This is a genomic window from Curtobacterium flaccumfaciens (genome assembly GCF_013359815.1).
In the GTDB taxonomy this organism is placed as follows: Bacteria; Actinomycetota; Actinomycetes; order Actinomycetales; family Microbacteriaceae; genus Curtobacterium; species Curtobacterium flaccumfaciens.
The window spans coordinates 329,733-354,390 of sequence record NZ_JABMCF010000036.1; the positions used below are offsets into that span (position 1 = coordinate 329,733).

Consider the following 24,658-nt stretch of genomic DNA (forward strand, 5'->3'; position numbering starts at 1 on the left):
TCGCGATGGCGACCGGCAGACGGACGGGAGGCCCGTGGCGGATCCGCCACGGGCCTCCCGTTGCGTTGCGTGGTCGCGGTCAGCCCACCCGCGCGACGCGCACGTCGGTGCGGGTGGGCACCGGGTCCGCCCGCAGGGCCGCTCGTCGTGTCTGCTCCTCAGAGTGACCGGCGGAGGACGACGGACGCCTCGGGGGTGTTCACCTGGAACGCGAAGGTCTCCTCGACGTACATCGTGACGTCGACGCCGTCGTGGCCCAGGTAGCCGAGGGCCAGGTCCTCGCCGACGGTGAACACGAAGTCCCCGCCGCGCTGACTGATCAGCAGCGACTCGTCGATGCCGGGCGCTCGCTCGACCTGACCGCCGGTGATGCCCTCGAGCTGCTCACGCAGGGGTGTGCCGGCGTCGTCGGTCTCGACGATGTCCGCCCAGTCACGCGGGCTGCACGCCAGGGCGTACGGCCCGGCGACCCCGACGTCGCGGAGTGCGGCGACCGCAGCGGTGACCGCGGCCCGGAACGATGTCGGCGAGCCGTCGTGCGAATGCGCGGGCTGGGTCGACGCGTGTCCGGCTCCGGTGATGCCGCCCTCCGGCCACCCGCGGAGCGTCGCCCGGTTCTCGTGGGCCGCGAGCCGCAGCACGGCCGCGTCGAGGTCACCCAGGTCGACGTCGGTGGCACCGCGGGAGGAGTCCACGAGTTCCTCGAGCGCGACGGTGAAGGTCGCGCGGACCTCGCAGAGCGGCAGGACCCGGCGGCGCCGTGCGGTGATGCCGTCGGCGACCCCGCCGGTCACCGCGTCGGTGCGGCCGAGGTCGACCGACGACCACTGCCAGCCGCGCGGGCCGTCGAAGTCGACGATGCGCCGCGCGGCGAGCGCCGGGACCAGCCGGTCACGGGCCTCGGCGTCGAGCACCGCCCAGGTGTCGGCACCGAACGGCGCGAGTTCGCGGAGGAGGTGGTTCATGGCGTGTGCCCTTCCGTGCTGCGGAGTGAACCGATGCCGAGACCGGGACCGGTGGCGTCGGGAGCCGCCACCACGGACGGCGACGGTGGTGTCGCGAGCGCGGCGAGGTCCACCAGACGATCGCGTGCGGGGGCGAAGAACGTCGCTCCGGTGACCGCGCGCGAGAAGTCGAGCAGCCGGTCGTACGTCCCGGGAGGATCGCCGACGAACATCCGTTCCAGCATCCGTTCGAGCACCCAGAGCTCACCGCTGTAGCCGATGAAGTAGGTGCCGTACTCCCCGCTGCCGGGTCGACCGAAGGGCATGTTGTCGCGGAGGACGTCGTGCTCGACCCCGTCGTCGTCGACGATGGTCGCGAGCGACTTGTGCGACGGCCGGACCTCGGTGGCGCTGTCCCGCTCCACGTTGTCCGACTTCGACCGGCCGATGATGCGTTCCTGCGCGTCCGTCCCGAGGGCGTTCCACGCCGGCAGGTCGTGCAGGTACTTCTGGACGACGACGTAGCTGCCGCCGGCCCAGTCCGGGTCGTCCGCACCGACGAGTGCGGAGGCTGCCAGGTCCTGCGCGACCGGGTTCGCCGTGCCGTCCACGAAGCCGAGCAGGTCGCGGGTGTCGAAGTACCGGAAGCCGCTGACCTCGTCGACCACGGTGACGTGGTCCCCGAGCGCGGCGAGCAGCAGGCGCTCGAACTCGAAGCAGACGTCGGTGCGTTCACCCCGGATGTGGAAGAGCAGGTCTCCCCCGGTGGACGGCGCCGAGTGGACCGGTCCGGTCAGGGCGGGGAACGGGTGCAGCGCGTCCGGGCGGGCATGCGGCGAGAACCGGTCCCACGCCACCGCCCCGATCCCGACGACGCAGGACAGGTGCGCGTCGAGGTCGCGGAACCCGACCGTCTTCAGCAGGCCGTCGAGGTCGCTGAGCACGTCGCGGACGGCATCGAGGTCGTCGTCGTCCGGCCCGACGTCGATGGTCAGGAACACCGCCGAACGGGACAGCGGTGCGTCGACGCTCTGCGCGTCGATGGGGACGCGGCTGCCCGGTGCGCCGGGCATCAGGGTGCGCCGTGGACGGAGGCCATGGTGTCCGCCTTTCCTCCGCAGCCGTCCTGACGGTGCGGTTCGGTGCCGTGGGGTGTCTCCCGTCGAGCATCGCCACCCGGCACCCCGTCATGCCTGAGTCGGATGACCCGCTCCGCAAGGGGGGATGCCCGCGCGACCACGGGGTGATGTGGTGACCGCGTCGTCGTCGCTAGCGTCCGGAGCAGCCGCCACGGGCCTCCCGGGCGGCGGACGACCGACGATCCAGGAGCGACGATGACGATCAGCATCTCGGACGCACGACCGGCGCACGACGACGGCACCGGGCGGGCGCTGCGCTCGCCGTCCGGTGGCACCGATCCCTTCGTGGTCGTCACCGGACCGGCCGCTTCCGCCCGGGCACGGGCGCTCGCGGACATCACGGACGCCGCCCGGGCGGACGGCCACACGGTCGTCCGGTGGCGTGCGGTGGGCGGTGACCCCGTCATCGAGGCAGCGTCGCTGGCCCCGTGGCTCGCCCTCGTCCGGGCGCACGACGCCGGGGCACCGGGGCCCACCCGCAGCGCCGTGCTCGTCGAGGACTTCGACGCACTCGACCAGGACGCCAGGACCGTGCTGCAGGACCTGCTCGCCGCACTGGCGCGGGACCTCGGGACGGTCGTGGTGGTCGCGGTGCGCGAGGGCCGGGCCCTGGCCGGATCGGGCACCCGGCTGCCGTCGGCCGACGTCTCCGTCACCGTCTCGGCCGCCTTCACCGGGGACTTCGGTCTCGTCGACACCGAGGCCGAACGGGCCGTCCGCCGGTGCACCCGACCGGATCCGTCGCTGGTGGCGGCGGTCGAGTTCGTCCGGGCGGTCCGGTCCGGTGACGTGCACGCCGGCAGGCGGACCGTCCTGACCGCGCTCCGGGAGTCCGACCGGGTGCGCGCCGACGACGTCCTGGTCGCGACGCTGCACGTGCTCTGCTACCTCGGCGGGCACGACTCCTGGTGGGACGAGGCGCTGGCGCTGACCGCCGACCGTGACCTCGACCCGGTGCTGCGGCTCGTCGAGGACTGTGTCGACGGATCCGGCCGGACCGAGCACGAGCGTGCCACGCTGTACCGCGAGGTGCAGGCATCCGCTGCCGACACGCAACCGTGGAAGGCCGTGGCACTGCACATCGCGTGGACGCTGCTCGACTCGACGGATCCGCGCCGGGACCACGTGGAGGCCGCGCTCCGACGAGCGGGCGACGCCGGGCTCCTCGGCTACTTCAGCTCGTGCCGTGCCGCCGTGACGCACTACCAGGCGGGGCGGCTCGACGCGGCGCGGGCGGCGTTCGACCACGTGCACCGAGCGGCCGAGCGCTGGCAGGCCGGGACGCTCGTCGCGCTGACCGAGGCGCTGCAGGCACTGGTGCTCTCCGTGCAGGGCGAGCCGGAGCAGGCGGCACGGAAGGCCGACCGCGCAGCACGGTGGGCGGCGCAGCACGGCACGCCGCTGGTCGCCCGGGCTGCGGAGCACGCCCGCTCCGCGCTCGACGTCGCGACGGGACGGTTCGAGGAGGCCTACAGCCGCTCGGCGACGCGACCGGGCAGGGCGGGGCGGTGGCTCGAGAGCAGCTACGGACCGATCGAGCTGCTCGACGCGGTGGAGTCGGCTGCGCGGCTCCGCCTGGCCGACCACGGTGCCGCGCTGGTGGCCCGGGCGGAACGGGCGTTCACCGACCAGCCGACCCCGCGCCGCTCCCTGGTGCTGCTCGCCTGCCGAGCGGTCGTCGACGAGACGCACGGTGCCCGCGCCCTCTTCGAGGACGCGCTGGCCAGCGTCGACGGCGACGTCTCGCCGTTCGAGGTGGCCCGCGTCCGCCTGGCCTACGGCGAGTGGTTGCGTCGTGGGATGCACGCCCTGGAGGCCCGGGGCCAGTTCCGGATGGCGGCGCGCGCCTTCGAGGTGCTCGGTGCGGGTGACTGGCAGGCCCGCGCGGAACGCGAGCTGCGCGCAGCCGGTGCTGCCCGTCCGGTGCCGACGGCGCTGGAGGCGGTCGACCTGAGCGAACAGGAACGCCGTGTGGCGTCCCTCGCCGCGGCTGGGCTGACCAACAAGCAGATCGCCGGGCAGCTGTACCTCTCGCCGCGCACCGTGAGCGGGCACCTGTACCGGCTGTTCCCGAAGCTCGGCGTGACGACACGGGCCGGACTCCGGGATGCGCTCCTGCGACTGGGCGGCGACGGGACGGGCGACGTCCGGACGTGACCCTGTCAGGGACACCCTCGCCGGCCGCTCGCCCCGCGGGCCCCGGATGCCCCGGCCACCACCCGCGACACCCCGGGCGGACGATCCGGGAACGTCACCGGAACCCGTCGCCGGGGTAACGGCAGGGCCCGTCGCGAGCCCGCGGTCCGTTCGTAGACTCCAGCCACCGACGAGGACTGGTGGCCGCCGTGTTGACGGACGAGGAGTTGCTCCCCCGCGGAGACGAGGTCTCCGTGTCGGTGTCCGCCGTGCCCAGCAACCGGCTGCCGATCCGCGGCCGGAGCATCGAGCAGGCCCTCGTCGCCGATGCCGTGGCCGGTCTGGCACGGGGTGCCGGTGACGTGCTCGTCGTCCGCGGAGCAGCGGGGGTCGGCAAATCGCGGCTGCTCGAGGACGTCGTCGACCAGGCGACCGCGGCCGGCCTCCGCGTGGCCGTCGGTCGCACGGACCGCGACGCACGCCTGATCCCGCTCGCACCGATCATGGACGCGCTCGGCGCCGGGCCCCGGCCGATCTCCGACCGCGTCCGGCTCAGCGCGGTGACGCTGGAGACGGAGGCGCGGTACTGGCTCCTCCAGCAGCTCCAGGACGACCTGGAGCGGGCCGCGGCGTCGGACGGCGTCGTGGTCGTCGTCGACGACCTGCAGTGGTGCGACACGACGACCCTGGCGGTGCTCCGATCGCTGTCGCGTCGACTCGCCGACGTCCCGGTGCTCTGGGTCGTCGCGGTCCGGACCGAACACCAGGACCCGTCGGTGACGGCGACCGTCGACGAGCTCGCCGCGACGGGACGGGTCCTCGACCTCGACCCGCTCGACGAAGAGGCCACCGCCGCGATGATCGCCGACCTGGTCGGCGCGACGCCGGACGGCTCGGTCCTCCGTGCGGCGCGCCGGACGGAGCACATCCCGATCCTCGTCGCCGAACTCGTCCGCGGGCTCGTCGACGAAGGCCTGCTGGAGATCGTGGACGGCGTCGCCACGATGCCGGGCGCCGCAGTGCCGGCGAGGTTCGGTGCGTCGATCCGCGAGGGCCTCCGACGCCTGTCGAAGCCCACCCAGCAGCTCGTGCAGGTCGGAGCGACCCTGGGACGCTCGTTCTCGGTGCGGTCGTTGTCGGCGATGCTCGACCAGCCGGTGCAGCGACTGCTCCCCGGGCTGCAGGAGGCGTTCGAGGCGGGGGTGCTCGTCGACGACGGCACGGATCTGTCGTTCCGCCACGACGTCCTCCGCGAGGCGGCGGAGTCGATGATCCCCGCGGCCGTCCGCGACGACCTGCTCCGGCAAGCGGTGGACGAACTCCTGCGGCAGGGTGTCCCACCGGTCTCGATCGCCGCGCGCATCGCCACCGTGGCGCAGCGCGGGGACGTCCGGGCCGCCGAGGTCCTGCGCACGGTGGCGATCGACCTCGCGAGCACGGATCCCACCGAGGCGGGCGCGCTCGCCCTCCGCGCCGCAGACGTCGCGCACGGCACCCCGGCGTTGCCCGGCATCGTCGTCGACGTCCTGCCGCTGCTCTGGCACAGCGGTCGGACGGCCGAGGCCCGTGCGCTGCTCGACGACCTGCAGGGGCGCCTCGCTCCGGAGGACGACGCACGCCTGCACCTCACCCTGGCGCGGCTGCAGACCGAGGGCTCGACGCCGGAAGCGCTGCGGACGGTCGAGTCCGCGCTGGCCCTGCCCGGCGTGAGCGCCGGTGTGCGGTCCCGTCTGCTCGCCGTCCGCGCGCTGAACCTCGCCCAGGCCGGACGGCACGCGGACCTCGCGACCGCGCTGCGGGAGGCCCGGGCGACGGTCGACGGTGACGCGGACCCGGTCGCCGTCGCCACCTTCGAGGCCAGCGCGTCCGTGCTCGCCTTCAACGAGGGCCGGTTCGCGGACGCGACGCAGGCGATCACGTCGGCGATGAGCCGGATCGCCGCCACCGGGGGCTCGTCGAGCACCTGGTTGCCCGAGGGGCTCTGGGTGGCGTTCCTCGCGGGTGCACTCGGTGACACCGAACGGTCAGGACGCATCGCCGAGGCGAACGCCATCGAGACCCGCCGCAACCACCTGGCCCGTCCGACCGCCGCCTGGATGATGCTGCGCACGCGGGTGCTCTTCGACCAGGGCCGCCTGGAGGACGCCAAGACGTCGGCCGAGTCGGTCCTCGACCTGGCCGAGGACCTGGAGCTCGGTCAGTTCGCGGCGCTCACGGCCGGGACGGTCCTCTTCCGTGCGGCGCTGCTGCAGGGCGACCGCTCAGCGGCCGACCGGACGCGGCACTTCGCCGAGGCCCTGCACGTCGATCCGGCCTTCGCACGCTCCGGCTCGTGGCTGCTGGCGCTCGAAGCGGACGCACACGGCGACGCCCGGGCCGCCGTCGACCGCAGCGAGGTGGCGTGGCGGAGCCTGGAGGAGCCGATCGCGTCGATGTCGAGCCCGGCCGACTTCGCCGACGACGTCCACCTCGCGCGCATCGCGATCCGTGGGGGCCGACGGGACCGGCTCGAGCGGATCGAACGAGTGGCACGGCTCCGGGCCACGGCGAACCCGGACAACGACCTGTGCGGCGGGACCTGGCTGCACGTGCACGGACTCGTCCACGACTCCGTGGAGCACCTCGGCGCGGCGGTGGAGCGGCTGCGCCGGGTCGACCGCCGGCTCGTGCTGGCCGCGGCGCTCGAAGACCTCGGGAGCGCCCTGCGGCGGCGCTCCGTGCCCGCGGCCGTCGAGGTGTGGCGGGAGGCGACGGAGCTGTTCGACAGTGCGGGTGCCCTGCGCGAGGCCGAACGGTCGCGGCGGCACCTGCGGGGCGTCGGCGTGACCGTCCGGGCGGCCACCGCCGACCCCGCTGCGTCGGGCGCCTCGGGACTCCCGGGGCTCACCGCTCGCGAGGCCCAGGTCGTCGAACGGGTCGCCGCCGGCCTGACGACGCAGCAGATCGCGTCCGACCTGTTCATCTCGACCCACACGGTGACGAGCCACGTCCGCCACGTCTACACGAAGTGGGGCGTGGCGTCCCGCCGGGAGCTCGCGGCGCGGTTCCGGCAGCACCGCTCCGGCTGACCGCCGCTCGGGTCACACCGGTCCCCCGTCGAACCCGGCACCGAGCGCACGAACCGCCAGGTGCGGCGCGGTGGAGAAGCCGAGCTCGATCCGCCCGGAGAACCCCGCGAACCCGGCGAGCGCTCCGGCGCGGGTGCGGGTGGCGTCGAGGAACCCGAGGTGCAGGTCGGCACGGACCCCGCCCGGGCCCGGCGTCCGGAAGCCGACGAGACGCCCCGTCACCGCGCGGTGCACCGTCGTCCCGGTCGTGCCGTCCTCGGTCCGGACCTCGTCGAAGACGCCGTCGACCGAGACCGCCACCGCGAAGTCGCGCGGCGGCAGGACGGCGGCGATCCGGGCCTCCAGGTCGGCAACGGAGGCGACCGACGCGACCGTCACCACCAGGTCGGGCGAGAACGTCGAGACGACCGCGAACGCGACCGGGTCGGCCGTGTCCGCGACCGCTGCGGCGCCGTCCGGCAGCATCCGGAAGCACCGGCGGTCGAACACGACCAGGCCATCGGCGGTGCCGGTGCCGGTACCGGCGAGCGCGCCGAGCCCGAGGGTGCCGTGCCGACCGAGGTCCGCGACGGCGACCGGGACGTGGACGGCCGGTCGTCGGTGCCGAGGATCGTCGACGACCTGCTGCGCCCACGTGGCGAGGGTCGTCAAGGACGTGGTCCTGTCATCCGTCGTCTCCCGCACCACGCACTCCTCGTCCGGCCTCGGTTCGACCGTAGGAAGTCCGCCCGCGCGGTACCAGCGCCGTTTGACTCAAGCGCTCCGGTGGGTGCGCGGCGCACGGTTGGACCATGAGTGCACGCGCGACCATGGTCTCCCCGTCCGTCCCCCCGTCCGGCACGGGGTGCGTGGAGTGCGACGCGACGGGCTCGTGGTGGGTGCACCTGCGTCGGTGCGCCGCCTGCGGCCACGTCGGCTGCTGCGACGACTCCCTGAACCGGCACGCCACCGCGCACTTCGCGGTCACCGGGCACGAGGTCATGCAGTCGTTCGAGCCGGGCGAGGGGTGGTTCTGGGACTTCGTCGCGCAGGACTTCGTGGACGGACCCCGCCTCGCCGACCCGCAGGCGCACCCGACGACCCAGTCGGTCCCGGGTCCGGCCGACCGACTCCCCCGCGACTGGTCGGAGCAGCTGGCCGAGCGACGCCGACGCCGGTCGCGGCCGGTCGCGGCCGGTCGCGGCCTCCCGCGACCGGTCAGGGCAGCCTGCGGTCGGTGTCGAGCGCCTCCGACCGGGCGATCACCTCGTGCATCGTGGTGTGCGACCGCACCTGGTACGACAGGTGTGCCACGGCCAGCACCACCGCCGATCCGACGCCCCACGCGATCGAACCCGGGTCGTCGACGCCGAGCTGGTCGACCAGGATGGCGACCCCGGCGCCGGCGACGATCGAGTTCACCACCGCGATCGCGGACGACATCGTGAACAGCAGCCGGTACCACGACGGGGCCCGGCCGATGTCGAGCAGCTCGTTCGCCGCGTGCCGCCCGCGGGGCATCGGGAAGTACGTGTCGGCCTCGGGCAGCAGCCGACCGTAGTAGCGGCGGATCCGTTGCATCGCGGCGAGCGCGGCGACGTCCTCGAGCGAGGTCTCGACGAGGCGTTCGTAGGTGAACGCGCCGAGCAGGACGATCACCGGGATGATCGCGCCGAGGAACCCGAGCGCGAAGGGCGTGTGCGCGAGGAACCCGAAGGCGACGAGCGAGCTCGAGAGCGTGGTGAGGTACAGCGAGGAGCGACTGCTCGACTCACTGACCGTGATGCTCCGCGCGCTCTCGAGGACGAAGTGCTCGGTCATCAGGGCGTTGAAGAAGGCGGTCGGCCGGTCCAGGGAGGTGATCGACTCGGCGGCGGTCGGCAGTGTCGTGTCGGGTTCGTCGGGCATCACGGGACTCCTCGGTCAGTCGCTCGTCGCCAGGTGGCGGTGGACGAAGGTCACGGCCATGGCGCCCTCGCCGACCGCTGCGGCGACGCGCTTGACGGACCCGGCGCGGACGTCCCCGGCGGCGAAGGAGCCGGGCACGTTCGTCTCGAGCCAGAACGGACGACGCTCGAGCGGCCACTGGTCGAGTGAGCCGTCGACGGCGTCGAGGTCCGGGCCGGTGACCAGGTACCCGAGGCGGTCGCGGACCATGGGCGTCTGTTCGGCCCAGCTCGTGTCCGGTCGTCCGCCGATGCAGATGAACAACCGCGTGGCCGGCAGCAGCACCGCGGCGCCGGCGCCGTCGATCACCTCGATCGACTCGAGTCGGGTGTCCCCGTGCAGCGCCGAGACCTGGCAGCCCGTCCGGACCGTGACGTTCGGTGCGGCCGCGATCCTGGCGCTCAGGTACTCCGACATCGTGGCCGACAGTGACGCTCCCCGGACGAGCATCGTGACGTGCGCCGCGGAGCGGGACAGGTTCATCGCCGCCTGGCCCGCCGAGTTCGCCCCGCCGACCACGAAGACCTGTTCGCCGGCGCAGCCGTCCGCCTCGCTCGTCCCGGCACCGTAGTAGACACCGCAGCCGAGCAGCTCCTGCTCGCGCTGCAGCCCGAGCCGACGCCACTCGACACCGGTCGCGCAGATGTTCGCGCGGGCGACGACGTGGCCGCCGTCGGCGAGGTCGGCGTGGATGCGGCCGTCGTGGAAGACCCCGCGCACCCCCTCGCGCATCACCAGGAGCTCGGCGCCGAACCGGACCGCCTGTTCCCGGGCACGCTCGGCGAGGTCCGCCCCGGCGATGCCCTCGGGGAACCCCAGGTAGTTCTCGATGAGGCTGCTCGAACCGGCCTGCCCGCCCACGGCGTCCCGCTCGAGCAGGACCACGTCGAGCCCTTCGGAGGCGGCGTACACGGCCGCGGACAGCCCGGCGGGTCCGGCACCGTAGATCGACAGGTCGTACTCCTGGCGGCGCGGTGCGTGGATCCACCCGAGCCGGTCGGCGACCTCGCGCAGCGTGGGTGCGACCAGTTCCGTGCCGTCGGGGAACACCACGAGCGGGAGCCGCGACGGATCGACCCGGTCGGCGGCCGCGGCCTGGTCGTCGGGTACCGCCCCACCGACGTCGACCGGGAACCAGTCGAACTGCACCACGGAGCGCGACAGGAAGTCCCGCAGGGCGTAGGAGTCCGCGTCGAACGGCCGTCCGTACACGCGGACGCGACGTGACGGGACCACGGCGGCGTCGGTCTCCATGGCTCCTCCGGTCCGTGCGACGACGATCGGTGCGGAACTGCTGCCGCTCCCTCACGAGCACGCTACGGACTGCCGGCGCGCTGCACGTGGTCCTGCGAGGGTCTCCTTCGGTACCGGAGGCGGCGTCGGGTCGCGTCGGGCGGGGTCAGCTGCGCCCACGGCGGACGGGAGGCCCGTGGCGGTGTCGCCACGGGCCTCCCGTCCGGTCTGTGGTCGCGGTCAGCCCACCCGCGCGACACGCACGTCGACGCGGCTGAGCGCCAGGCCGTGTGCTGCGGCGGTCGCCAGGGCGACGTCGTGGACGGCGCGGGCGACCTCGGGGGCCGGGCGGAAGCCGTCGGTGCCGATGACGACGCGCAGGGCGTCGTCGTCGACGACGATCCGGAGCGGTCCGGTGCTCGTGGCGATGCTGCGGACCGCTTGCACGGCGCTCGCGACCGTCGGGCGGGAGCGGTACAGGTCGGTGACCCCGGGGACCTCGAGGACGGCGGCCTCGATCGTGGCGAGGGTCTCGTCGGTGGTGCTCATCGGGCCTCCTCCGGGTCGGTGCCGGGCTCGTCGGTGCCTGTTTCGTCGGTGCCGGGCTCGGGGTCCGGCAGCAGGTCGCGGACGACGACGTCGATCGCCTCGACGAGCAGGTCGGTCTGCTCGGCCAGGGCGCCGGCCACGGCGGCGCGGACCAGCTCGGCGGTCGCGGGGATCGACGGACCGGACGCGATCGCGATCTCGACGACCACCCGGATCGGGGACGCGAGTTCGGTGACGTCGCCGTCGAGGTGGCAGCGGGCCACCAGGACCCCGGGGACCTCGTCACCGGTGCGGCGGATGAGGGACCGGATGGCGCCCTCGGTCATCACGGGGCGCTCGGTCTCGGACAGGGGGCGGAGCGGGACGTCGCGACCGGAGCGGGACTCGATCGAGATGTTCGCCAGGACACCGCTGATCCAGGACTCGTCGGCCGGGGCCTCGTCGCGGGCGGCCGCCTCGAGCGAGCGGAGCGACGCGTGGCGGACGCGGATGATCGCGGCCAGGGCGTTCTGGCAGGCGGGCGAGTCGTCGATGCTCGGGTCCGCCGGCTGCATGCCGGCGTCGAGGTAGTCGGCGAGTTCGTCGATCGAGTGGCCGTCGAGGTCACCGCGTTCGAGGGCGTCGAGTGCTTCCGGGCTGTCGGGCAGGTCCGGCCGGATCCCGTCGTGATCGGTCATCGCCATCCCTCCATGAGTCGGATCATGTTCTTCCTCGCTCGGGACAGCAGTCCCCGGACCGTCGAGGGTGGCAGGTCGAGTTCGGCGGCGATCTCGTCGTACCGGTACTCGAGCACCTCCTTCATGATCCAGCACCGTCGTTGGGCTTCGGGCAGTTCGGCCAGCGCACGTTCGACCGCGTCCTCGCGCGAGCGCGCCTCGGCGACCCGGTCGGGTGCGTCGTCGGCCGGCGCGGCGACCTCGAGCTCGGTGACGTCGTCGTGGATGCGCCGCGCGCGGATCCGGTCGAGGCACTTCCTGCTCAGGATGCGCATCAACCACGACTTCACGCGTGCGAGGTCCTCGAGGGAGTCGAGGCGGTCCCACGCGGTGATGAAGGTCTCCTGCACGACGTCGTCGAGTTCGTCGGTGGAACCGAGGGTCCGACGGGCGTAGGCGCGGAGCAGCGGGGTGTGGCGACGGATCAGGACCTCGAAGGCCCGGACGTCGCCGTCGGACGACCGGCCGGCGAGGACCGCGTCGTCGAGCTCGGCGAGGGACTGGTGGTGCACGCGTTCCTTCTACTGGTGGTGGATGGTGAACGGCTGGGTGCGTCCGTCCACCGTCGTCGGACGGGTACTGGTGGGACGCATCACGCACCGCGTTCGTCACACACCGAAGGGGCGCACACCGGACGGTTCCGGTGCGCGCCCCTGACGTCGTGCGTGTCGGCTCGCCCTACTGCGTGTCGGCTCGTCCTCCTGCCGGTCGGCTCGTCCTACTGCTGGATGAAGGCGAGCAGGTCGGGGTTGATGACGTCCGCGTGGGTCGTCAGCATGCCGTGCGGGTACCCCTCGTAGATCTTGAGCGTGGCGTTGCTGAGCAGCTCGGCCTGCTTGAGCGATGCGGCCTTGTACGGCACGACCTGGTCGTCGTCGCCCTGCGTGACGAGGACCGGGACGGAGATCGCCTTGAGGTCCTCGGTCTGGTCCGTCTCGGAGAATGCCTTGATGCCCTCGTAGTGGGCCAGGGCGCTGCCCGTCATGCCCTGTCGCCACCAGTTCGCGACCACCGGGGCGGAGACCTCCACGCCGGGTCGGTTGAAGCCGTAGAACGGCCCCTCGGCGACGGCCTGGAAGAACTCGGCGCGGTTCGCGGCGAGGGCGCTCCGGAACCCGTCGAGCACCGAGATCGGCGTGCCCTCCGGGTTGGTGTCGCTCTGCAGCATGATCGGGGGCACCGACGAGACCAGGACGGCCTTGGCGACGCGGCCCTGGGGCTCGCCGTACTGCGCGACGTACCGTGCGACCTGGCCACCACCGGTGGAGTGCCCGATGTGGACCGCGTTCTGCAGGTCGAGGTGCTGCACGACCGCATCCGTGTCGCTGGCGTAGTGGTCCATGTCGTGACCGGTGCCGATCTGCGACGAACGCCCGTGCCCGCGGCGGTCGTGCGCGATCACCCGGTAGCCCTTGCCCAGGAAGAACAGCATCTGCGCGTCCCAGTCGTCCGACGACAGGGGCCATCCGTGGTGGAAGACGATCGGCTGCGCGTCGCGCGGCCCCCAGTCCTTGTAGAAGATCTCTGCACCATCGCTCGTGGTGACGAACGCCATCGTGAACCTCCGTGAGTTTCTGCTCCACATGTGACGCGGACTGGCCGCTGCCTCCCGTTCGGCAGGAGACCGAAGCCCCTTCACCGTAGGACCGGCCCTCGGGCGACCGCTTGGGTCATTCATCCCGATCCGGCCGGGCCGGGCACGGCTTGGTGCGGGGGCGTGTGTGCACCAGAGTTGATCCCATGTCGCTCGTCACCGCCGTCTGCCGCGTCGACCGTCTGCTGCCCGACTCCGGCATCATCGGCATCACCGCCATCGACAAGCGTCCGGTCACCGGCAGTGTCCGGGTCCGGCCGCTCGGCCTGCGCGCCGACGTGCAGGCGAACCGCAAGTACCACGGCGGTGTGGACCAGGCCGTGTACGCCTACGCCGACGAGGACGCCGCGTACTTCGCCGACCTGCTCGAGCGCGAGGTCCCGCCCGGCCTGTTCGGCGAGAACCTCCGCACCAGCGGCATCGACGTCACCGGGGCCGTGACCGGGGAACGCTGGCGGATCGGCGACACCCTCGTGCTCGAGGTGACGGTCCCCCGCACACCCTGCGGCACCTTCGCCCGGCGCATGGGGATCGACGGGTGGGTGAAGCGGTTCGCCGACGAGGGGCGGCCGGGGGCGTACTTCCGCGTCGTCAAGTCCGGTTCGGTCGCCGCGGGTGACCCCGTCGAGGTGATCCACCGGCCGGAGCACGGGGTGACCATCGGCGAGATCTTCGGCGACCTGGCGCCCGATCGTGCGCGGGCCGTGCTCGAGTCGGGAGAACGGCTGGCGCCGAAGGTCGTCCACGACCTGTCGAAGGTCGCGGCGCGGGCCTGAGCCGGTCGAGCCGGTCGGGCCCCTCGAGCCCGATCAGCTCGGCAGCACGCCGCGCGAGGGGTCGATCGGACGCTTCGCCACGGGCAGCCCGGCGACCACCAGGTCGTAGGCGTTCGCCACGAGGTCCTCGACCAGGGTCTCGTCGATACCGTCTCCCGGCGTCAGCGTGATCCAGTGCCGCTTGTTCATGTGCCACCCGGGCGTGATCTCGTCGTGGTCACGCACGAGCGCTGCCCCGTGCGGCGGCGCGCACTTGAGGTTCACGATCGGGGTCCCACGCACGTCGGTCACCATGACGAACATCTTGCCGACGACCTTGTAGACCACGGAGTCCTCGCCGAACGGCTGGGTCTCGACGGCCGCCGGCAACGCCAGCGCCGTGCGGCTCGCGATGTCGTGCAGCTGCTCGCCGTCCATGTGACCAGGATGCCGCAGGCCGCCGACAGCGCACCCCGTTCGGGGGCAGGTCGTGAGTGTCGATCACGTCGTATGATCACCACGCCGCGCACCCGACGCGACGGTCGCTCGCGCGATCACCACCAGTTCCAGGGGGAACCCGTGCGCATCATCCGTACCCTCGGCATCGCCGCCGCCACCGCCGTCCTCGCGACCACCGTCGTCGTCGGCGGGACCTCGACCGCGCAGGCCGCGCCGAAGTCCTACGCCAACTGCACCGCGGTGCACAAGGTGTACTCCGGCGGCATCGCCAAGAAGTCCGTCACGAAGAACAAGGTCGTCTCCGGCGGCAAGACCACCTACCGTGCGCTCAAGGGCACGGTGAAGAAGGACGACGCCCTGTACAAGGCGAACACCAAGCTCGACCGCGACAAGGACGGCGTCGCCTGCGAGAAGAGCTGACGCTCTCGCTCGCTCGGTGACACCGCCAAGACACCGGTGTTCGCGTCCTGAACACCCGCACGCCGGGGTGCGATGCGCGAACACCGGTGTTTTGCGTGCCCGGCGTGCCCCGGCGTGCGCCCGGCACGCCCCGGCGTGCGCCCGCGGCGCGGCGCGGGGCGGCGCGGGGCGGCGCGGCGCGTTCAGAGCGTCGGGACGCCCTCGTGCCCGGAACGGGGACGCGGAGTCCCGGCGACGCCGGTGACGACCGACCCCGCCGGCACGTCCTTCGTGACCACCGTGTTGGCACCGACGACGGAGTCCGGACCGATCGTGATCGCCCCGATCAGTGACGACCCGGCGCCGAGCACCACGCGGTCCCCCACCACCGGGTGCCGTCGGGCTCCCGGCCCGTGGTCTCCGCCGCGTCCGCCGAGAGTGACGCCGTGGAACACGAGCACGTCGTCACCGATCACCGAGGTCTCCCCGATCACGACGCCCATGCCGTGGTCGATGAAGAACCGACGGCCGATGCGCGCGCCGGGGTGGATCTCGATGCCGGTGACCGACCGTGCGATCTGCCCGAGCAGGCGGGCCGCGAACCGGGACCCGGGCAGCCCCTGCGCGTTCCAGAGACGGTGGGTCACGCGGTACGTCCAGATGGCGTGCAACCCGGAGTAGACGATCGCGTTCTCCAGGTCGCCGCGGGCAGCGGGGTCACCGCGGCGTGCTGCGGACAGGTCCTCCCGGATGGTCCGCAGCACGCCTCGTCGAAGAGGACGACTCACGCAGTGAGCCCCTCGAAGAGCACCGTCGACAGGTAGCGCTCTCCGGTGTCGCACACGATGGCGACGATCCGCTTGCCGGCGTTCTCGGGGCGTGCGGCGATCTCGAGGGCCGCGTGGATGATCGCGCCGGACGAGATGCCCGACAGGATGCCCTCCTGCGTCGCCAGGGCACGGGCGACCCGGAGCGCGTCGTCCAGCTCGACGTCGAACACCTCGTCGATGACGCTCTGGTCGAGGACCTCGGGCACGAAGTTCGCGCCGATGCCCTGGATCTTGTGCGGACCGGCCTTGCCCTCGGTGAGCAGGGGCGAGTCCTTCGGCTCCACGGCGACGATCTGCACGCCGGGCACGCGCTCCTTGAGCACCTGCCCGACACCGGTGATCGTGCCGCCGGTGCCGACACCCGCGACGAACACGTCGACGTGCTCCTCGGTGTCGCGGAGGATCTCCTCCGCCGTGGTCTTCCGGTGGATCTCGGCGTTCGCGGCCGTCTCGAACTGGTGGGCGAGGATCGCGCCGGGCGTCTCCGCGACGATCGACTCGGCCTTCGCGACCGCGCCCTTCATGCCCTCGGGCCCGGGGGTCAGGACGATCTCGGCCCCGTACGCGCGGATGACCGCACGGCGCTCGACACTCATGGTCTCGGGCATCGTGATGACGACCCGGTACCCGCGAGCAGCGCCGACCAGCGCGAGGGCGATGCCGGTGTTGCCGGACGAGCCCTCGACGATGGTGCCACCGGCCTGCAGCGCACCGGAGGCCTCGGCGGCGTCGATGATCGCGACGCCCAGACGGTCCTTGACGCTGGCGCCCGGGTTGTAGAACTCGAGCTTGGCGAGCACCTCGGCCCCGCCCGCCTTCGGCAGCCGGTTCAGCTTGACGAGGGGGGTGTTGCCGAACGCCTGGGAGATGTTCTCGTAGATGGTGCCGCTCATCCGGTCCGTCCTTCGCAGCTCAGGTCGCGCATCGCTCTTCCGGGAGGCGCGGTGTGCGCCCGATCCTAGCGACCGGACCCCAGGCGGTCCTGTCCGTGACGGCGCGTGCGCGCCCGGCAATTGGTCCACACGCTGTGGACCAATTGCCGCTTCCTCGGGCCATGCCTCCGAGCACCACCGGGAGAGCGACAGATGCCCGCGGAAGGTTCGCAGGGTTCTGTCGCTTTCGCGGGAGTGAGCACGACCAGCGCCGAGGAGAGTCGCTTTCGCGGCTCGCCCCGCCGCGTCAGCGCACGAACGCCGTCCGGGCGAACCGCTCGTCGGTCGCCTCGAGCACCCGCAGCACGTTGCCGCCGGCCAGCGCACGAAGGTCCGACTCGCCCCAACCGCGTCGGACGAGCTCCACCGCGAGCACCGGGTACCGCGACACGTCCCGCAGGTCCGGCGGCAGCACCGGGGTGCCGTCGTAGTCGCCGCCGAGGCCCAGGTGCGCGACACCGGCGACGTCGCGGGCGTGCTCGACGTGGTCGGCGACCTCCGACACCGTGACCAGGGGCGGTTCGCCGGCCATGCCCGACTCCTCCCAGTCCGCCCACGCCCGCGACACGAACTTCGGCACGAAGGTGATCATCAGGACGCCGCCGTTGTCGGCCAACCGGGCGAGCACGTCGTCGGGCACGTTCCGCGGGTGGTCGTCGATCGCGACGGTCGACGAGTGGCTGAACACGACGGGCCGGGTCGCCACGTCGAGGGTGTCGCGCATGGTGGCCGGTGCGGTGTGGGACAGGTCGACGAGCATGCCGATCCGCTCCATCTCGGCGACGACCTGACGGCCGCGGTCGGTCAGGCCGCCGTGCGCCCGTTCCCCGGTCGCGGAGTCGGCCCAGGGGGTGTCGTCGTTGTGGGTGAGCGTCATGTACCGGACGCCGAGCCGGGCCAGGGTGCGGAGGACCGCGAGGTCGTCACCGATCGAGTGCCCGCCCTCGGCGCCCAGCAGCGACGCGATCCGGCCGGAGTCGACGGCGGCACGGACCTCGGCGGCGGTGCGGGTGAGCGCGAGGTCGTCGGGGTAGCGCTCAATGATCCGGTGTGCGAGGTCGACCTGCTGCAGCGTCGTCGTGACGGGGTCCGGGTCGTCCGCGGGCACGAACACCGACCAGAACTGCCCGACGACGCCGCCGGCGCGGAGCTTCGGGATGTCGGTGTGCAGCGAGTCGGTCTCGGTGTCGATGCCCTCGACACCGGAGTCGTGGCTGTCACGACGCTCCCACGGCAGGTCGTTGTGGCCGTCGATGACCGGGAACGGGAGCGCGTCGAACGTCATCCCCCGACGCTACCGCCCGCGCCGTCGTGGCTAGGCTCGAACCGTGCAGCCCGTCACCCTCCGCACCGAGCGACTGGTGCTCTCGGTCCCCGAGCTCGGCGACGCCGACGACGTGGTGGCCTACGCCAACGACCCCGACGTCATCACGTCCACCCCGGTGCCGGTGCCGTACGGGCACGCCGAGGCGCGGTACTGGATCTCGGACGTCGTCGGTGCCGGATGGGCCGCGGACACCCGGTACGAGTTCGGCATCCGGCGCGCGGACGACCTCCGGCTGCTCGGCACGGTCGGCCTGTTCGCCTTCGCCGACGGGGCCGCCGAGATCGGGTACGCCATGCACCCGGACGGTCGCGGCTCCGGCATCATGACCGAGGCCGCCGAGCGCGTGCTGCAGTGGGCCTTCGCCGGTCCGCCCGAGGGACTCGGTCTCGTCCGGGTGCAGTGGCGCGCGATCGCCACGAACACCGCGTCGGCCGCGGTCGCACAGCGGCTCGGTCTTCGGTTCGAGGGACGTACGCGGTCGAGCGTGCTGCACCGCGGCAGCCGGCACGACCAGTTGCTCGCCGCCGCGTTGCACGACGACGATCGGTCCGCCCCGACGGTCTGGCCGGCGTCGTGACCGTCTCGTTCCGGGTCGTGACGGACCTGCCGGTTCCGCCGGAGCGCGCCTTCGCGCTGTCGCTCGACATCGGCGCGCACGAGCGATCGATGGCCGCGACCGACGAACGCGCCGTCGCCGGCACGACGGCCGGCACGATCGGCCTGGGCGAGACCGTCACCTGGCGTGCGCGGCACTTCGGGATCGTCTGGCGGATGACGAGCAGGATCACCGCCCTGGAGGCGCCCCACCGGTTCGTCGACGAACAGGTGCGTGGGCCGTTCGCCCGGTTCCACCACGAGCACCGGTTCGAGCCGTCGGCCGGCGGCACGCGCATGGTCGACACCATCACGTTCCGCGCACCGCTCGGCCCGCTGGGGCGCCTGGCCGAGGTGCTCGCCCTGGCCCGGTACATGCCGAAGCTCATCGCCGACCGCAACGCCTCGCTCGCCGCCGAACTGCGTGCCGAGCTGCGCGCCGGATCGGACGGCGATCAGGGCGCAGCGAGCTCCCCCAGCGCGTCGTAGGCGGTGGCGACGGCGTCGACCCGCACCCGGCCACCGGGACCCGAGGCGTCGTAGACGTCGTTCGTGATCGCGGCGACGACGGCGAACAGCGCGGCCATCGAGTCGAACGCCGACGGTGAGTCGACCGGGCAGAGGATCGCGGTGGCGGCGGGAGCGGCGATGACCGCGGCCGTCGGGTCGCCGAGGACGATGACGTCCGCCCCGGAGTCGACGCAGTGCCGGACGATCCGTTCGACCCCGGCGGTGTGCCGACGCACGGTCACCAGGACCACGAGGTCGTGCCGGTCGAGGTCGGCGACCTCTTCGCCGAGCCGCTGCCCGGGCGACGGACCGACGCGGACGTCGGACCGCACCTGCGCCAGCTGGGACCGCAGTTGCAGCGCGATCGGGTACGCGCCGCGTTCACCGAGGACGAGCACCCGGCGGGCCCGGACGATCCGACGGGCCAGGCGCGGGCGGTCCGCTCGGCCGAGGGATGCGAAGGCCGCGTCCAGGTTGCGCGCCTCGACCGCGCGCTGGTCGACGTGGGCGGCGTCCTCGGCGACCCACGGCAGGCCCGAGCCCCGTGCGGACATCAGGTTCTGCCGGACCTCGGCGGCGTCCTGGAAGCCCAGCGACCGCACGAGTCGCGAGACCGTGGCCTTCGAGGTGCCCGACTCGGCCGCGAGTTCGGCGGAGGTGCCGACGAGCAGGAGTTCCGGGTCGTGGCGGACCATCGCGGCGACCCGACGTTCGGCGGGCGAGAGCTGTTCCCACACGGAGTCGATCCGGGCGCGGACGTCGGGGCCGGCGGTGCTCATGCGCGGGCCACCCGGTCGACGGCGACGGCCAGGGCATCGAGGCCGAGGGCGATGTCCGGCGTCGACACGAACTCGTCCGGGTGGTGGCTGATGCCGTCGGGGTTGCGGAGGAACAGCATCGCGACGTCGGTCACGAGTCCGAGCGACATCGCGTCGTGGCCGGCACGCGAGAACAGCTCCATCGGCGCGGTCTCGCCCGTCGACACGATCCCTGCTCGGACGGCGTCCATCAGCCGGGGCGAGCAGAACACCGCGGGCGCACGGTGCACCTCGGTCGGGGTGACACTCACCCCGCGCCGTTCACCGATGAGCGTGAAGGCCTTGGTGAGTTCGTCCCAGACCTCGTCGCGCTCGTCGTCGAACTCGCCGCGCAGGTCGACGGAGAACCGTGCGAGCCCGGGGACGACGTTGACGGCTCCGGGTTCGACGGTCATCGTGCCGACGGTGCCGACCTGGTGCGATGCCCGGCAGATCCGTTCCACCGCGAGCGCGGCCTCGGCAGCGGCGAGCAGGGCGTCGTGCCGGCGTTCGTAGGGGGTGCCGCCGGCGTGCCGGGCCTCTCCCACGGCCTCGACCGAGAACCGGCGGGCACTCGCGATGCTCGTGACGACCCCGAGGGCCTGCCCGGCCTGTTCGAGGTACGGCCCCTGCTCGATGTGCGCCTCGAGGTAGCCGACCACCGAGGCCGGGTCGACCGCGGCGTCGCCGACGCGCTCCGGGTCGAGGCCGAAGTCGGTGAAGGCCTGTCGGAGCGTGACGCCGTCACCGTCGGTCAGGTCCCACCAGGCGTCGTCCCAGACCCCGGCCACCGCGGACGACCCGAGCAGGGCCTTGCCGAAGCGCGTGCCCTCTTCGTCGGAGAACGCGATGACCTCGAGCGCGACGGGCAGCGGACCGTCGGCGGTGAGCCGGGCGACCGTGCGGATCGCCATGAGCACCCCGACGACGCCGTCGTACCGGCCGGCGTCCACCACGGTGTCCAGGTGCGAGCCGAGCAGCAGCACGGGGGCGTCGGGCGTCGCGCCCGCGGCCCGGCCGTGCAGGTTGCCGGCGGCGTCCTGCCAGGTGGACAGTCCGGCGTCCTGCATCCAGCCCGCGACGAGGGCGTTCGCCCGGGCGTGCTCGGGCGACAGGTAGACGCGGGTGATCCGGCTCGGTTCGGCGCTGAGGGCGGCGAGCTCGTCGCACCAGCGGGCGACGAGTTCGGCGTCGGCGGTGCCCACGGCGGTGGCGTTCAGGACGGGCACGGCGCTCACGCGAGCACCTCCGCCCCGGCGGGAGCGACCGCGGCGGGGTCGTCGCGGAAGACGTCGAGGGCGGCATCGACACCGCCGCCGTGCGGGACCGCGTGCCCGGCCCGGCGCAGAGTGTGCTCGAGCGCGGCCAGGGTCGTGACCACGGTGCCCTTCCGGGCGTTGTAGCCCATGGTGCCGATGCGCCAGACCCGTCCGTGCAGCGGCCCGAACGAGGTGCCGATCTCGATCCCGTGGTCGTCGAGCATCGCGCCGCGCACCTGGTCGCCGACGACGTCGGACGGGATCTCGACGGCGACGACGTTGTGCATCTTGTGGGCGACGTCGCCGAAGACCGGGAGCCCGAGGGCCTGCACCCCGGCGAGCATCGCGCGCCCGGCGGTCTCGTGGCGGGCGACGACGGCGTCGCGGCCTTCCTCGAGCAGGATGCGGGCGCACTCGTGCGCGGCGTAGAGCATCGAAGCGGCCTCGGTGTGGTGGTTCAGGCGGCGGGGGCCCCAGTAGTCGAGGATCATCGCGAGGTCGAGGTAGTTCGAGCGGATCGGTTCGTCGGCGACGTCGTCACCGGGTTCGCGGATGCCGGCCTCGACGCTTCGCCGCTCGTCGAGCACGGCCACGGCCTTGGGCGACAGCGTGACGGGCGCACTGCCGGACGGGCCGCCGAGGCACTTCTGCAGCCCGGCGCTCACGGCGTCGATCCCCCAGGCGTCGACCTCGAGCGGGTTGCCGCCGACCGTCGCCGTGGCGTCGGTGTAGAGCAGGACGCCGTACCGCTCGCAGATCGCACCGAGCTCGTCGAGCGGCTGGTTCATCGTGGTCGAGGTGTCGCCCTGCACGACCGCCAGCACCTTCGGCCGGACACGGGCGATGGCCGACTCGATCGCGGACGGCGTGAAGACCTGACCCCAGTCGGTCTCGATGGTGTGGACCTCGGCCCCGGCACGGCCTGCGATCTCGGCGAGCAGGTGCCCGAACCGACCGAACACCGGCACGAGCACGCGGTCACCCGGGGCGAGCAGTGACACCAGCACCGCTTCGATCCCCGCGCGCGAGGTGCCGTCCACGAGCAGCGTCGCATCGTTGCGAGTGCCGAACACGCGGCGGTAGAGCGCCTGCGTCTCGTTCATCGTCGAGGTCATCCAGGGGTCGTACTGGCCGACGAGCGGCGTCGACAGGGCACGGAGCACGCGTGGGTCGGCGTCGATCGGGCCGGGCCCCATGAGGAGACGGGCGGGTGGGTTCACTGGGAGCATGGTGGTTCCTTCCGTTCCTGATCCGACGATACCGGAACGATCGTTACAGGGGTGTTTCCGCCGCGAGCACGGGCCGTCCGGCCAGCTGCCCCTCGACGCCGACCACGCCGCCGTCCGCCGTGGCGATGCGACGGCCGCGGAGCCAGGTCTCGGTGACGCTGCCGCGCACGCGGAGCCCGTCGAACGCGGACACCGGGTTGCGGTGCTCGAGCCCGGCGACGTCGACGACGGACTCGGCGGACGGGTCGAACACGGCGAAGTGCGCCAGGGCACCGGGAGCGATCACCCCGCGGTCGCGCAGCCCGACCAGGGCGGCCGGACCGGTCGTGAACAGCGGGAGCAGCGCCTCGAGCGGGATCCCGCGACGCTCGGCCTCGGTCCACACCGCCCGGAACCCGACCTGCAGGCCGGCGACCCCGCCCCAGGCCAGACCCCAGTCGTCGGTCTTCAGGTCGGCGGTGGAGGGCGAGTGGTCCGACACGACGAGGTCGATCGTGCCGTCGAGCACACCGGCCCACAGCGCGTCGCGGTTGGCGTCGTCACGGATCGGCGGACAGCACTTGTAGGCGGTCGCGCCGTCCGGGATCGTGCCCGCCTCGAACGACAGGTAGTGCGGGCACGTCTCGACCGTGATCCGGACGCCGTCGTCCTTCGCCGCGCGGAGCATCGGCAGCGCGCCCGCGTCGGACAGGTGCAGCACGTGCACCCGCGCACCGGTCGCCCGCGCGCCGTCGATGACCTGCGCGATCGCGGACCGTTCGGCGGCGACGGGCCGGGTGGCCAGGAAGTCGGCGTACCGGCCACCGAGCGCCCGGTGCGGCACGAGGTGTTCCGGGTCCTCGGCGTGCACGATCAGCAGGGCGTCGATCCGGGCGACCTCGGCGATCGCGGCGCGGAGCTGCTCGGGGTCGAGGTGCGGGAACTCGTCGACACCGCTCGGCGCCGTGAAGCACTTGAACCCGAAGACGCCGGCATCGTGCAGGGCGTCGAGCGAGCCGAGACTCGCGGGGACCGCTCCGCCCCAGAACCCGACGTCGACCGCCACTCGGCCCTCGGCACTCGCACGCTTGACGGCGAGCGCCTCGACCGTGGTCGTCGCGGGGATGGAGTTGAGCGGCATGTCCACGATCGTGGTGACGCCGCCCATCGCAGCGGCCCGGGTCGCGGACGCGAAGCCCTCCCACTCGGTGCGGCCGGGTTCGTTGACGTGCACGTGGGTGTCGACCAGTCCGGGGAGCAGCACCTGCCCGGCCGGCACGGTGTGGTCCTGCACGGCGTCGACGACCGCGTCGACGGGCAGGACGCCGGTGACCCGGCCGTCGTGGACGACGACCGCGGCCGAGCGGAACGTCCCGTCGACCCAAGCTCGCTGCGCGCGGACGACCAGGTCTGCCGTGTCGCCCGCCGGGAGGCCCGTCACGCGCCCGCCCCGGCCGTCGCGACCGCCGCCGGGTGGCGTTCGAAGCCCGCCAGCAGCCCCGACATCGCCTTCACCGGCGGCAGGGCGTACTCGCCGCGCTTGCCCGTGGACAACCCGAGCCGGACGAGCGACTCCGCCAGGACCGTGGCCGCCGCGACGCCGTCGACGACCGGTGCCCCGATGGCCAGCGAGACCTCGGCGCAGAAGTCGGCCATGCCCGCGCACCCGAGCACGACGGCATCGGCTCCCCCGTCGATGACCGCTCGGCACTCCTCGATCACGAGCGCCCGTGCACCGGACTCGGGGTCGTCCAGCTCGAGCACCGGGACCTCGCACGCCCGGATCTCCGTGACGAGCGGGGCGAAGCCGTAGCGCTGGGCGAGCTCGTGGGCGCGGCCGGTCGTCCGCGCCAGGGTGGTGACGACGCCGAACCGGCGGCCGAGCATCGCGGCGGCGTGGAACCCGGCCTCGGCGATCCCGATCACCGGCACCGTCGCGAGCTCCCGCGCGGCGTCGAGCCCCGGGTCCCCGAAGCAGGCGACGACGAACGCGTCCACCCCGTCCTGCTCGCCGCGGGCGATCTGCTCGAGCAGCCCGGGCACGGCCAGGGCCTCTTCGTAGTGGCTCTCGATCGAGGCCGGCCCCATCGAGGGTTCGACCGCTTCGACCAGCGTGCCGGGAGCGGCGGCGGCCTGGGCCGCGACGCCGATCGCCCGCGTCATCGACGCGGTGGTGTTGGGGTTGACGACGCGGATGCGCATCGGGGTCCTTCCGGTGGAGCGAGTGGAGCGGTGGAACCGGTGGTGCTGGGTGGTGACCATCGTGGCGGAGGCGGGGCGGGC

The 24,658-nt window shown here is 73.1% G+C and carries 24 protein-coding genes and 1 pseudogene; 7 read left to right on the forward strand and 18 right to left on the reverse strand.

Going from position 1 to position 24,658, the window contains the following annotated elements; all coding sequences use genetic code 11:
- Positions 1–158: 158 nt before the first annotated feature.
- Positions 159–965, reverse strand: coding sequence for a family 1 encapsulin nanocompartment shell protein (locus tag HP445_RS09730; RefSeq protein WP_128780940.1), 807 nt, complete (start codon positions 963–965; stop codon positions 159–161).
- Entirely contained in the window at positions 962–2,017 is a 1,056-nt protein-coding gene (locus tag HP445_RS09735) for a Dyp-type peroxidase (protein ID WP_128780939.1), read from the reverse strand. Before HP445_RS09735 ends, HP445_RS09730 begins: the two co-directional genes overlap by 4 nt.
- 261 nt (positions 2,018–2,278) lie before the next feature.
- Here HP445_RS09735 and HP445_RS09740 point away from each other — a divergent pair, with 261 nt between their 5' ends.
- Together HP445_RS09740 and HP445_RS09745 are read left to right on the forward strand one after the other, a co-directional pair.
- Complete coding sequence (locus tag HP445_RS09740) at positions 2,279–4,240, forward strand: LuxR family transcriptional regulator (protein WP_128780938.1); 1,962 nt, start codon at positions 2,279–2,281, stop codon at positions 4,238–4,240.
- Positions 4,241–4,419: 179 nt separating this feature from the next.
- Positions 4,420–7,287: an ATP-binding protein gene (locus HP445_RS09745; RefSeq protein ID WP_128780937.1), complete on the forward strand. Its 2,868-nt coding sequence runs from the start codon at positions 4,420–4,422 to the stop codon at positions 7,285–7,287.
- A 12-nt stretch (positions 7,288–7,299) separates the two neighbouring features.
- Here HP445_RS09745 and HP445_RS09750 read toward each other — a convergent pair whose 3' ends face one another.
- The gene (locus HP445_RS09750; protein ID WP_164941204.1) at positions 7,300–7,938 is read right to left on the reverse strand and encodes an acetolactate decarboxylase; all 639 of its coding nucleotides are present in this window, start codon (positions 7,936–7,938) and stop codon (positions 7,300–7,302) included.
- Positions 7,939–8,078: 140 nt separating this feature from the next.
- On the opposite strand from HP445_RS09750, the pseudogene HP445_RS18635 reads away from it, so the two are divergent.
- Positions 8,079–8,432: pseudogene (locus tag HP445_RS18635) on the forward strand (UBP-type zinc finger domain-containing protein); the annotation flags it as partial.
- A gap of 52 nt (positions 8,433–8,484) precedes the next feature.
- On the opposite strand, the gene HP445_RS18640 reads toward HP445_RS18635, so the two are convergent.
- The 6 genes from HP445_RS18640 to HP445_RS09780 form a co-directional block, all read right to left on the reverse strand.
- The gene (locus HP445_RS18640) at positions 8,485–9,174 is read right to left on the reverse strand and encodes a hypothetical protein (RefSeq protein WP_110863464.1); all 690 of its coding nucleotides are present in this window, start codon (positions 9,172–9,174) and stop codon (positions 8,485–8,487) included.
- 15 nt (positions 9,175–9,189) lie between these two features.
- Positions 9,190–10,467 carry an NAD(P)/FAD-dependent oxidoreductase gene (locus tag HP445_RS09760; RefSeq protein ID WP_128780935.1) on the reverse strand — a complete coding sequence of 426 codons (1,278 nt, stop codon included), beginning with the start codon at positions 10,465–10,467 and terminating at the stop codon, positions 9,190–9,192.
- Between the two features lie 219 nt (positions 10,468–10,686).
- Positions 10,687–10,995 (reverse strand): hypothetical protein, encoded by a 309-nt coding sequence (locus HP445_RS09765; protein WP_128780934.1) that lies wholly within the window; start codon positions 10,993–10,995, stop codon positions 10,687–10,689.
- On the reverse strand, positions 10,992–11,672 hold the full coding sequence (locus tag HP445_RS09770) for an Asp23/Gls24 family envelope stress response protein (RefSeq protein ID WP_128780933.1): 681 nt from the start codon (positions 11,670–11,672) through the stop codon (positions 10,992–10,994). The genes HP445_RS09765 and HP445_RS09770 overlap by 4 nt, the downstream gene beginning before the upstream one ends.
- Positions 11,669–12,223, reverse strand: a complete 555-nt coding sequence (locus HP445_RS09775; RefSeq protein ID WP_110862500.1) for an RNA polymerase sigma factor — start codon at positions 12,221–12,223, stop codon at positions 11,669–11,671. The genes HP445_RS09770 and HP445_RS09775 overlap by 4 nt, the downstream gene beginning before the upstream one ends.
- 206 nt (positions 12,224–12,429) lie before the next feature.
- Entirely contained in the window at positions 12,430–13,266 is an 837-nt protein-coding gene (locus tag HP445_RS09780; RefSeq protein WP_111046741.1) for an alpha/beta fold hydrolase, read from the reverse strand.
- Positions 13,267–13,451: 185 nt separating this feature from the next.
- Here HP445_RS09780 and HP445_RS09785 point away from each other — a divergent pair, with 185 nt between their 5' ends.
- Entirely contained in the window at positions 13,452–14,081 is a 630-nt protein-coding gene (locus HP445_RS09785) for an MOSC domain-containing protein (protein ID WP_128780932.1), read from the forward strand.
- A gap of 33 nt (positions 14,082–14,114) precedes the next feature.
- Here the strand turns inward: HP445_RS09785 and HP445_RS09790 are convergent, their stop codons facing one another.
- Positions 14,115–14,498: an MmcQ/YjbR family DNA-binding protein gene (locus tag HP445_RS09790; RefSeq protein ID WP_128780931.1), complete on the reverse strand. Its 384-nt coding sequence runs from the start codon at positions 14,496–14,498 to the stop codon at positions 14,115–14,117.
- 141 nt (positions 14,499–14,639) lie between these two features.
- On the opposite strand from HP445_RS09790, the gene HP445_RS09795 reads away from it, so the two are divergent.
- Positions 14,640–14,939 (forward strand): excalibur calcium-binding domain-containing protein, encoded by a 300-nt coding sequence (locus tag HP445_RS09795; RefSeq protein WP_206647623.1) that lies wholly within the window; start codon positions 14,640–14,642, stop codon positions 14,937–14,939.
- A 182-nt stretch (positions 14,940–15,121) separates the two neighbouring features.
- Here HP445_RS09795 and epsC read toward each other — a convergent pair whose 3' ends face one another.
- From epsC to HP445_RS09810, 3 genes are all read right to left on the reverse strand, one after another.
- Positions 15,122–15,682: a serine O-acetyltransferase EpsC gene (gene epsC, locus HP445_RS09800; protein WP_111032065.1), complete on the reverse strand. Its 561-nt coding sequence runs from the start codon at positions 15,680–15,682 to the stop codon at positions 15,122–15,124.
- A 20-nt stretch (positions 15,683–15,702) separates the two neighbouring features.
- Positions 15,703–16,641, reverse strand: coding sequence for a cysteine synthase A (cysK, locus tag HP445_RS09805; protein WP_027466262.1), 939 nt, complete (start codon positions 16,639–16,641; stop codon positions 15,703–15,705).
- A 286-nt stretch (positions 16,642–16,927) separates the two neighbouring features.
- Entirely contained in the window at positions 16,928–17,965 is a 1,038-nt protein-coding gene (locus tag HP445_RS09810) for a dipeptidase (RefSeq protein ID WP_128780929.1), read from the reverse strand.
- 43 nt (positions 17,966–18,008) lie between these two features.
- On the opposite strand from HP445_RS09810, the gene HP445_RS09815 reads away from it, so the two are divergent.
- Positions 18,009–18,584 (forward strand): GNAT family N-acetyltransferase, encoded by a 576-nt coding sequence (locus tag HP445_RS09815; RefSeq protein WP_128780928.1) that lies wholly within the window; start codon positions 18,009–18,011, stop codon positions 18,582–18,584.
- Complete coding sequence (locus tag HP445_RS09820) at positions 18,581–19,090, forward strand: SRPBCC family protein (RefSeq protein ID WP_128780927.1); 510 nt, start codon at positions 18,581–18,583, stop codon at positions 19,088–19,090. The genes HP445_RS09815 and HP445_RS09820 overlap by 4 nt, the downstream gene beginning before the upstream one ends.
- On the opposite strand, the gene HP445_RS09825 is transcribed toward HP445_RS09820, so the two are convergent.
- The 5 genes from HP445_RS09825 to HP445_RS09845 are packed head-to-tail and all read right to left on the reverse strand — an operon-like array spanning position 19,057 to position 24,577.
- Positions 19,057–19,890, reverse strand: a complete 834-nt coding sequence (locus HP445_RS09825; RefSeq protein WP_111029315.1) for a MurR/RpiR family transcriptional regulator — start codon at positions 19,888–19,890, stop codon at positions 19,057–19,059. The two genes, HP445_RS09820 and HP445_RS09825, sit on opposite strands and share 34 nt — an antisense overlap.
- Positions 19,887–21,146, reverse strand: a complete 1,260-nt coding sequence (locus HP445_RS09830) for an allantoate amidohydrolase (protein WP_128780926.1) — start codon at positions 21,144–21,146, stop codon at positions 19,887–19,889. Before HP445_RS09830 ends, HP445_RS09825 begins: the two co-directional genes overlap by 4 nt.
- Positions 21,143–22,396, reverse strand: coding sequence for a pyridoxal-phosphate-dependent aminotransferase family protein (locus tag HP445_RS09835; protein WP_128780925.1), 1,254 nt, complete (start codon positions 22,394–22,396; stop codon positions 21,143–21,145). Before HP445_RS09835 ends, HP445_RS09830 begins: the two co-directional genes overlap by 4 nt.
- A 43-nt stretch (positions 22,397–22,439) precedes the next feature.
- Positions 22,440–23,816: an allantoinase AllB gene (allB, locus tag HP445_RS09840; protein WP_206647622.1), complete on the reverse strand. Its 1,377-nt coding sequence runs from the start codon at positions 23,814–23,816 to the stop codon at positions 22,440–22,442.
- Positions 23,813–24,577 carry an aspartate/glutamate racemase family protein gene (locus HP445_RS09845; protein WP_111029312.1) on the reverse strand — a complete coding sequence of 255 codons (765 nt, stop codon included), beginning with the start codon at positions 24,575–24,577 and terminating at the stop codon, positions 23,813–23,815. The genes allB and HP445_RS09845 overlap by 4 nt, the downstream gene beginning before the upstream one ends.
- Positions 24,578–24,658 lie beyond the last annotated feature (81 nt).

Excerpts from the sequence above, each read along its gene's own strand:
- HP445_RS09730 (WP_128780940.1), bottom strand. The coding sequence starts at position 965 with ATGAACCACCTCCTCCGCGAACTCGCGCCGTTCGGTGCCGACACCTGG.
- HP445_RS09735 (WP_128780939.1), bottom strand. The coding sequence starts at position 2,017 with ATGCCCGGCGCACCGGGCAGCCGCGTCCCCATCGACGCGCAGAGCGTC.
- HP445_RS09740 (WP_128780938.1), top strand. The coding sequence starts at position 2,279 with ATGACGATCAGCATCTCGGACGCACGACCGGCGCACGACGACGGCACC.
- HP445_RS18640 (WP_110863464.1), bottom strand. The coding sequence starts at position 9,174 with ATGCCCGACGAACCCGACACGACACTGCCGACCGCCGCCGAGTCGATC.
- HP445_RS09760 (WP_128780935.1), bottom strand. The coding sequence starts at position 10,467 with ATGGAGACCGACGCCGCCGTGGTCCCGTCACGTCGCGTCCGCGTGTAC.
- HP445_RS09765 (WP_128780934.1), bottom strand. The coding sequence starts at position 10,995 with ATGAGCACCACCGACGAGACCCTCGCCACGATCGAGGCCGCCGTCCTC.
- HP445_RS09770 (WP_128780933.1), bottom strand. The coding sequence starts at position 11,672 with ATGACCGATCACGACGGGATCCGGCCGGACCTGCCCGACAGCCCGGAA.
- HP445_RS09780 (WP_111046741.1), bottom strand. The coding sequence starts at position 13,266 with ATGGCGTTCGTCACCACGAGCGATGGTGCAGAGATCTTCTACAAGGAC.
- HP445_RS09785 (WP_128780932.1), top strand. The coding sequence starts at position 13,452 with ATGTCGCTCGTCACCGCCGTCTGCCGCGTCGACCGTCTGCTGCCCGAC.
- HP445_RS09790 (WP_128780931.1), bottom strand. The coding sequence starts at position 14,498 with ATGGACGGCGAGCAGCTGCACGACATCGCGAGCCGCACGGCGCTGGCG.
- cysK (WP_027466262.1), bottom strand. The coding sequence starts at position 16,641 with ATGAGCGGCACCATCTACGAGAACATCTCCCAGGCGTTCGGCAACACC.
- HP445_RS09810 (WP_128780929.1), bottom strand. The coding sequence starts at position 17,965 with ATGACGTTCGACGCGCTCCCGTTCCCGGTCATCGACGGCCACAACGAC.
- HP445_RS09825 (WP_111029315.1), bottom strand. The coding sequence starts at position 19,890 with ATGAGCACCGCCGGCCCCGACGTCCGCGCCCGGATCGACTCCGTGTGG.
- HP445_RS09835 (WP_128780925.1), bottom strand. The coding sequence starts at position 22,396 with ATGCTCCCAGTGAACCCACCCGCCCGTCTCCTCATGGGGCCCGGCCCG.
- HP445_RS09845 (WP_111029312.1), bottom strand. The coding sequence starts at position 24,577 with ATGCGCATCCGCGTCGTCAACCCCAACACCACCGCGTCGATGACGCGG.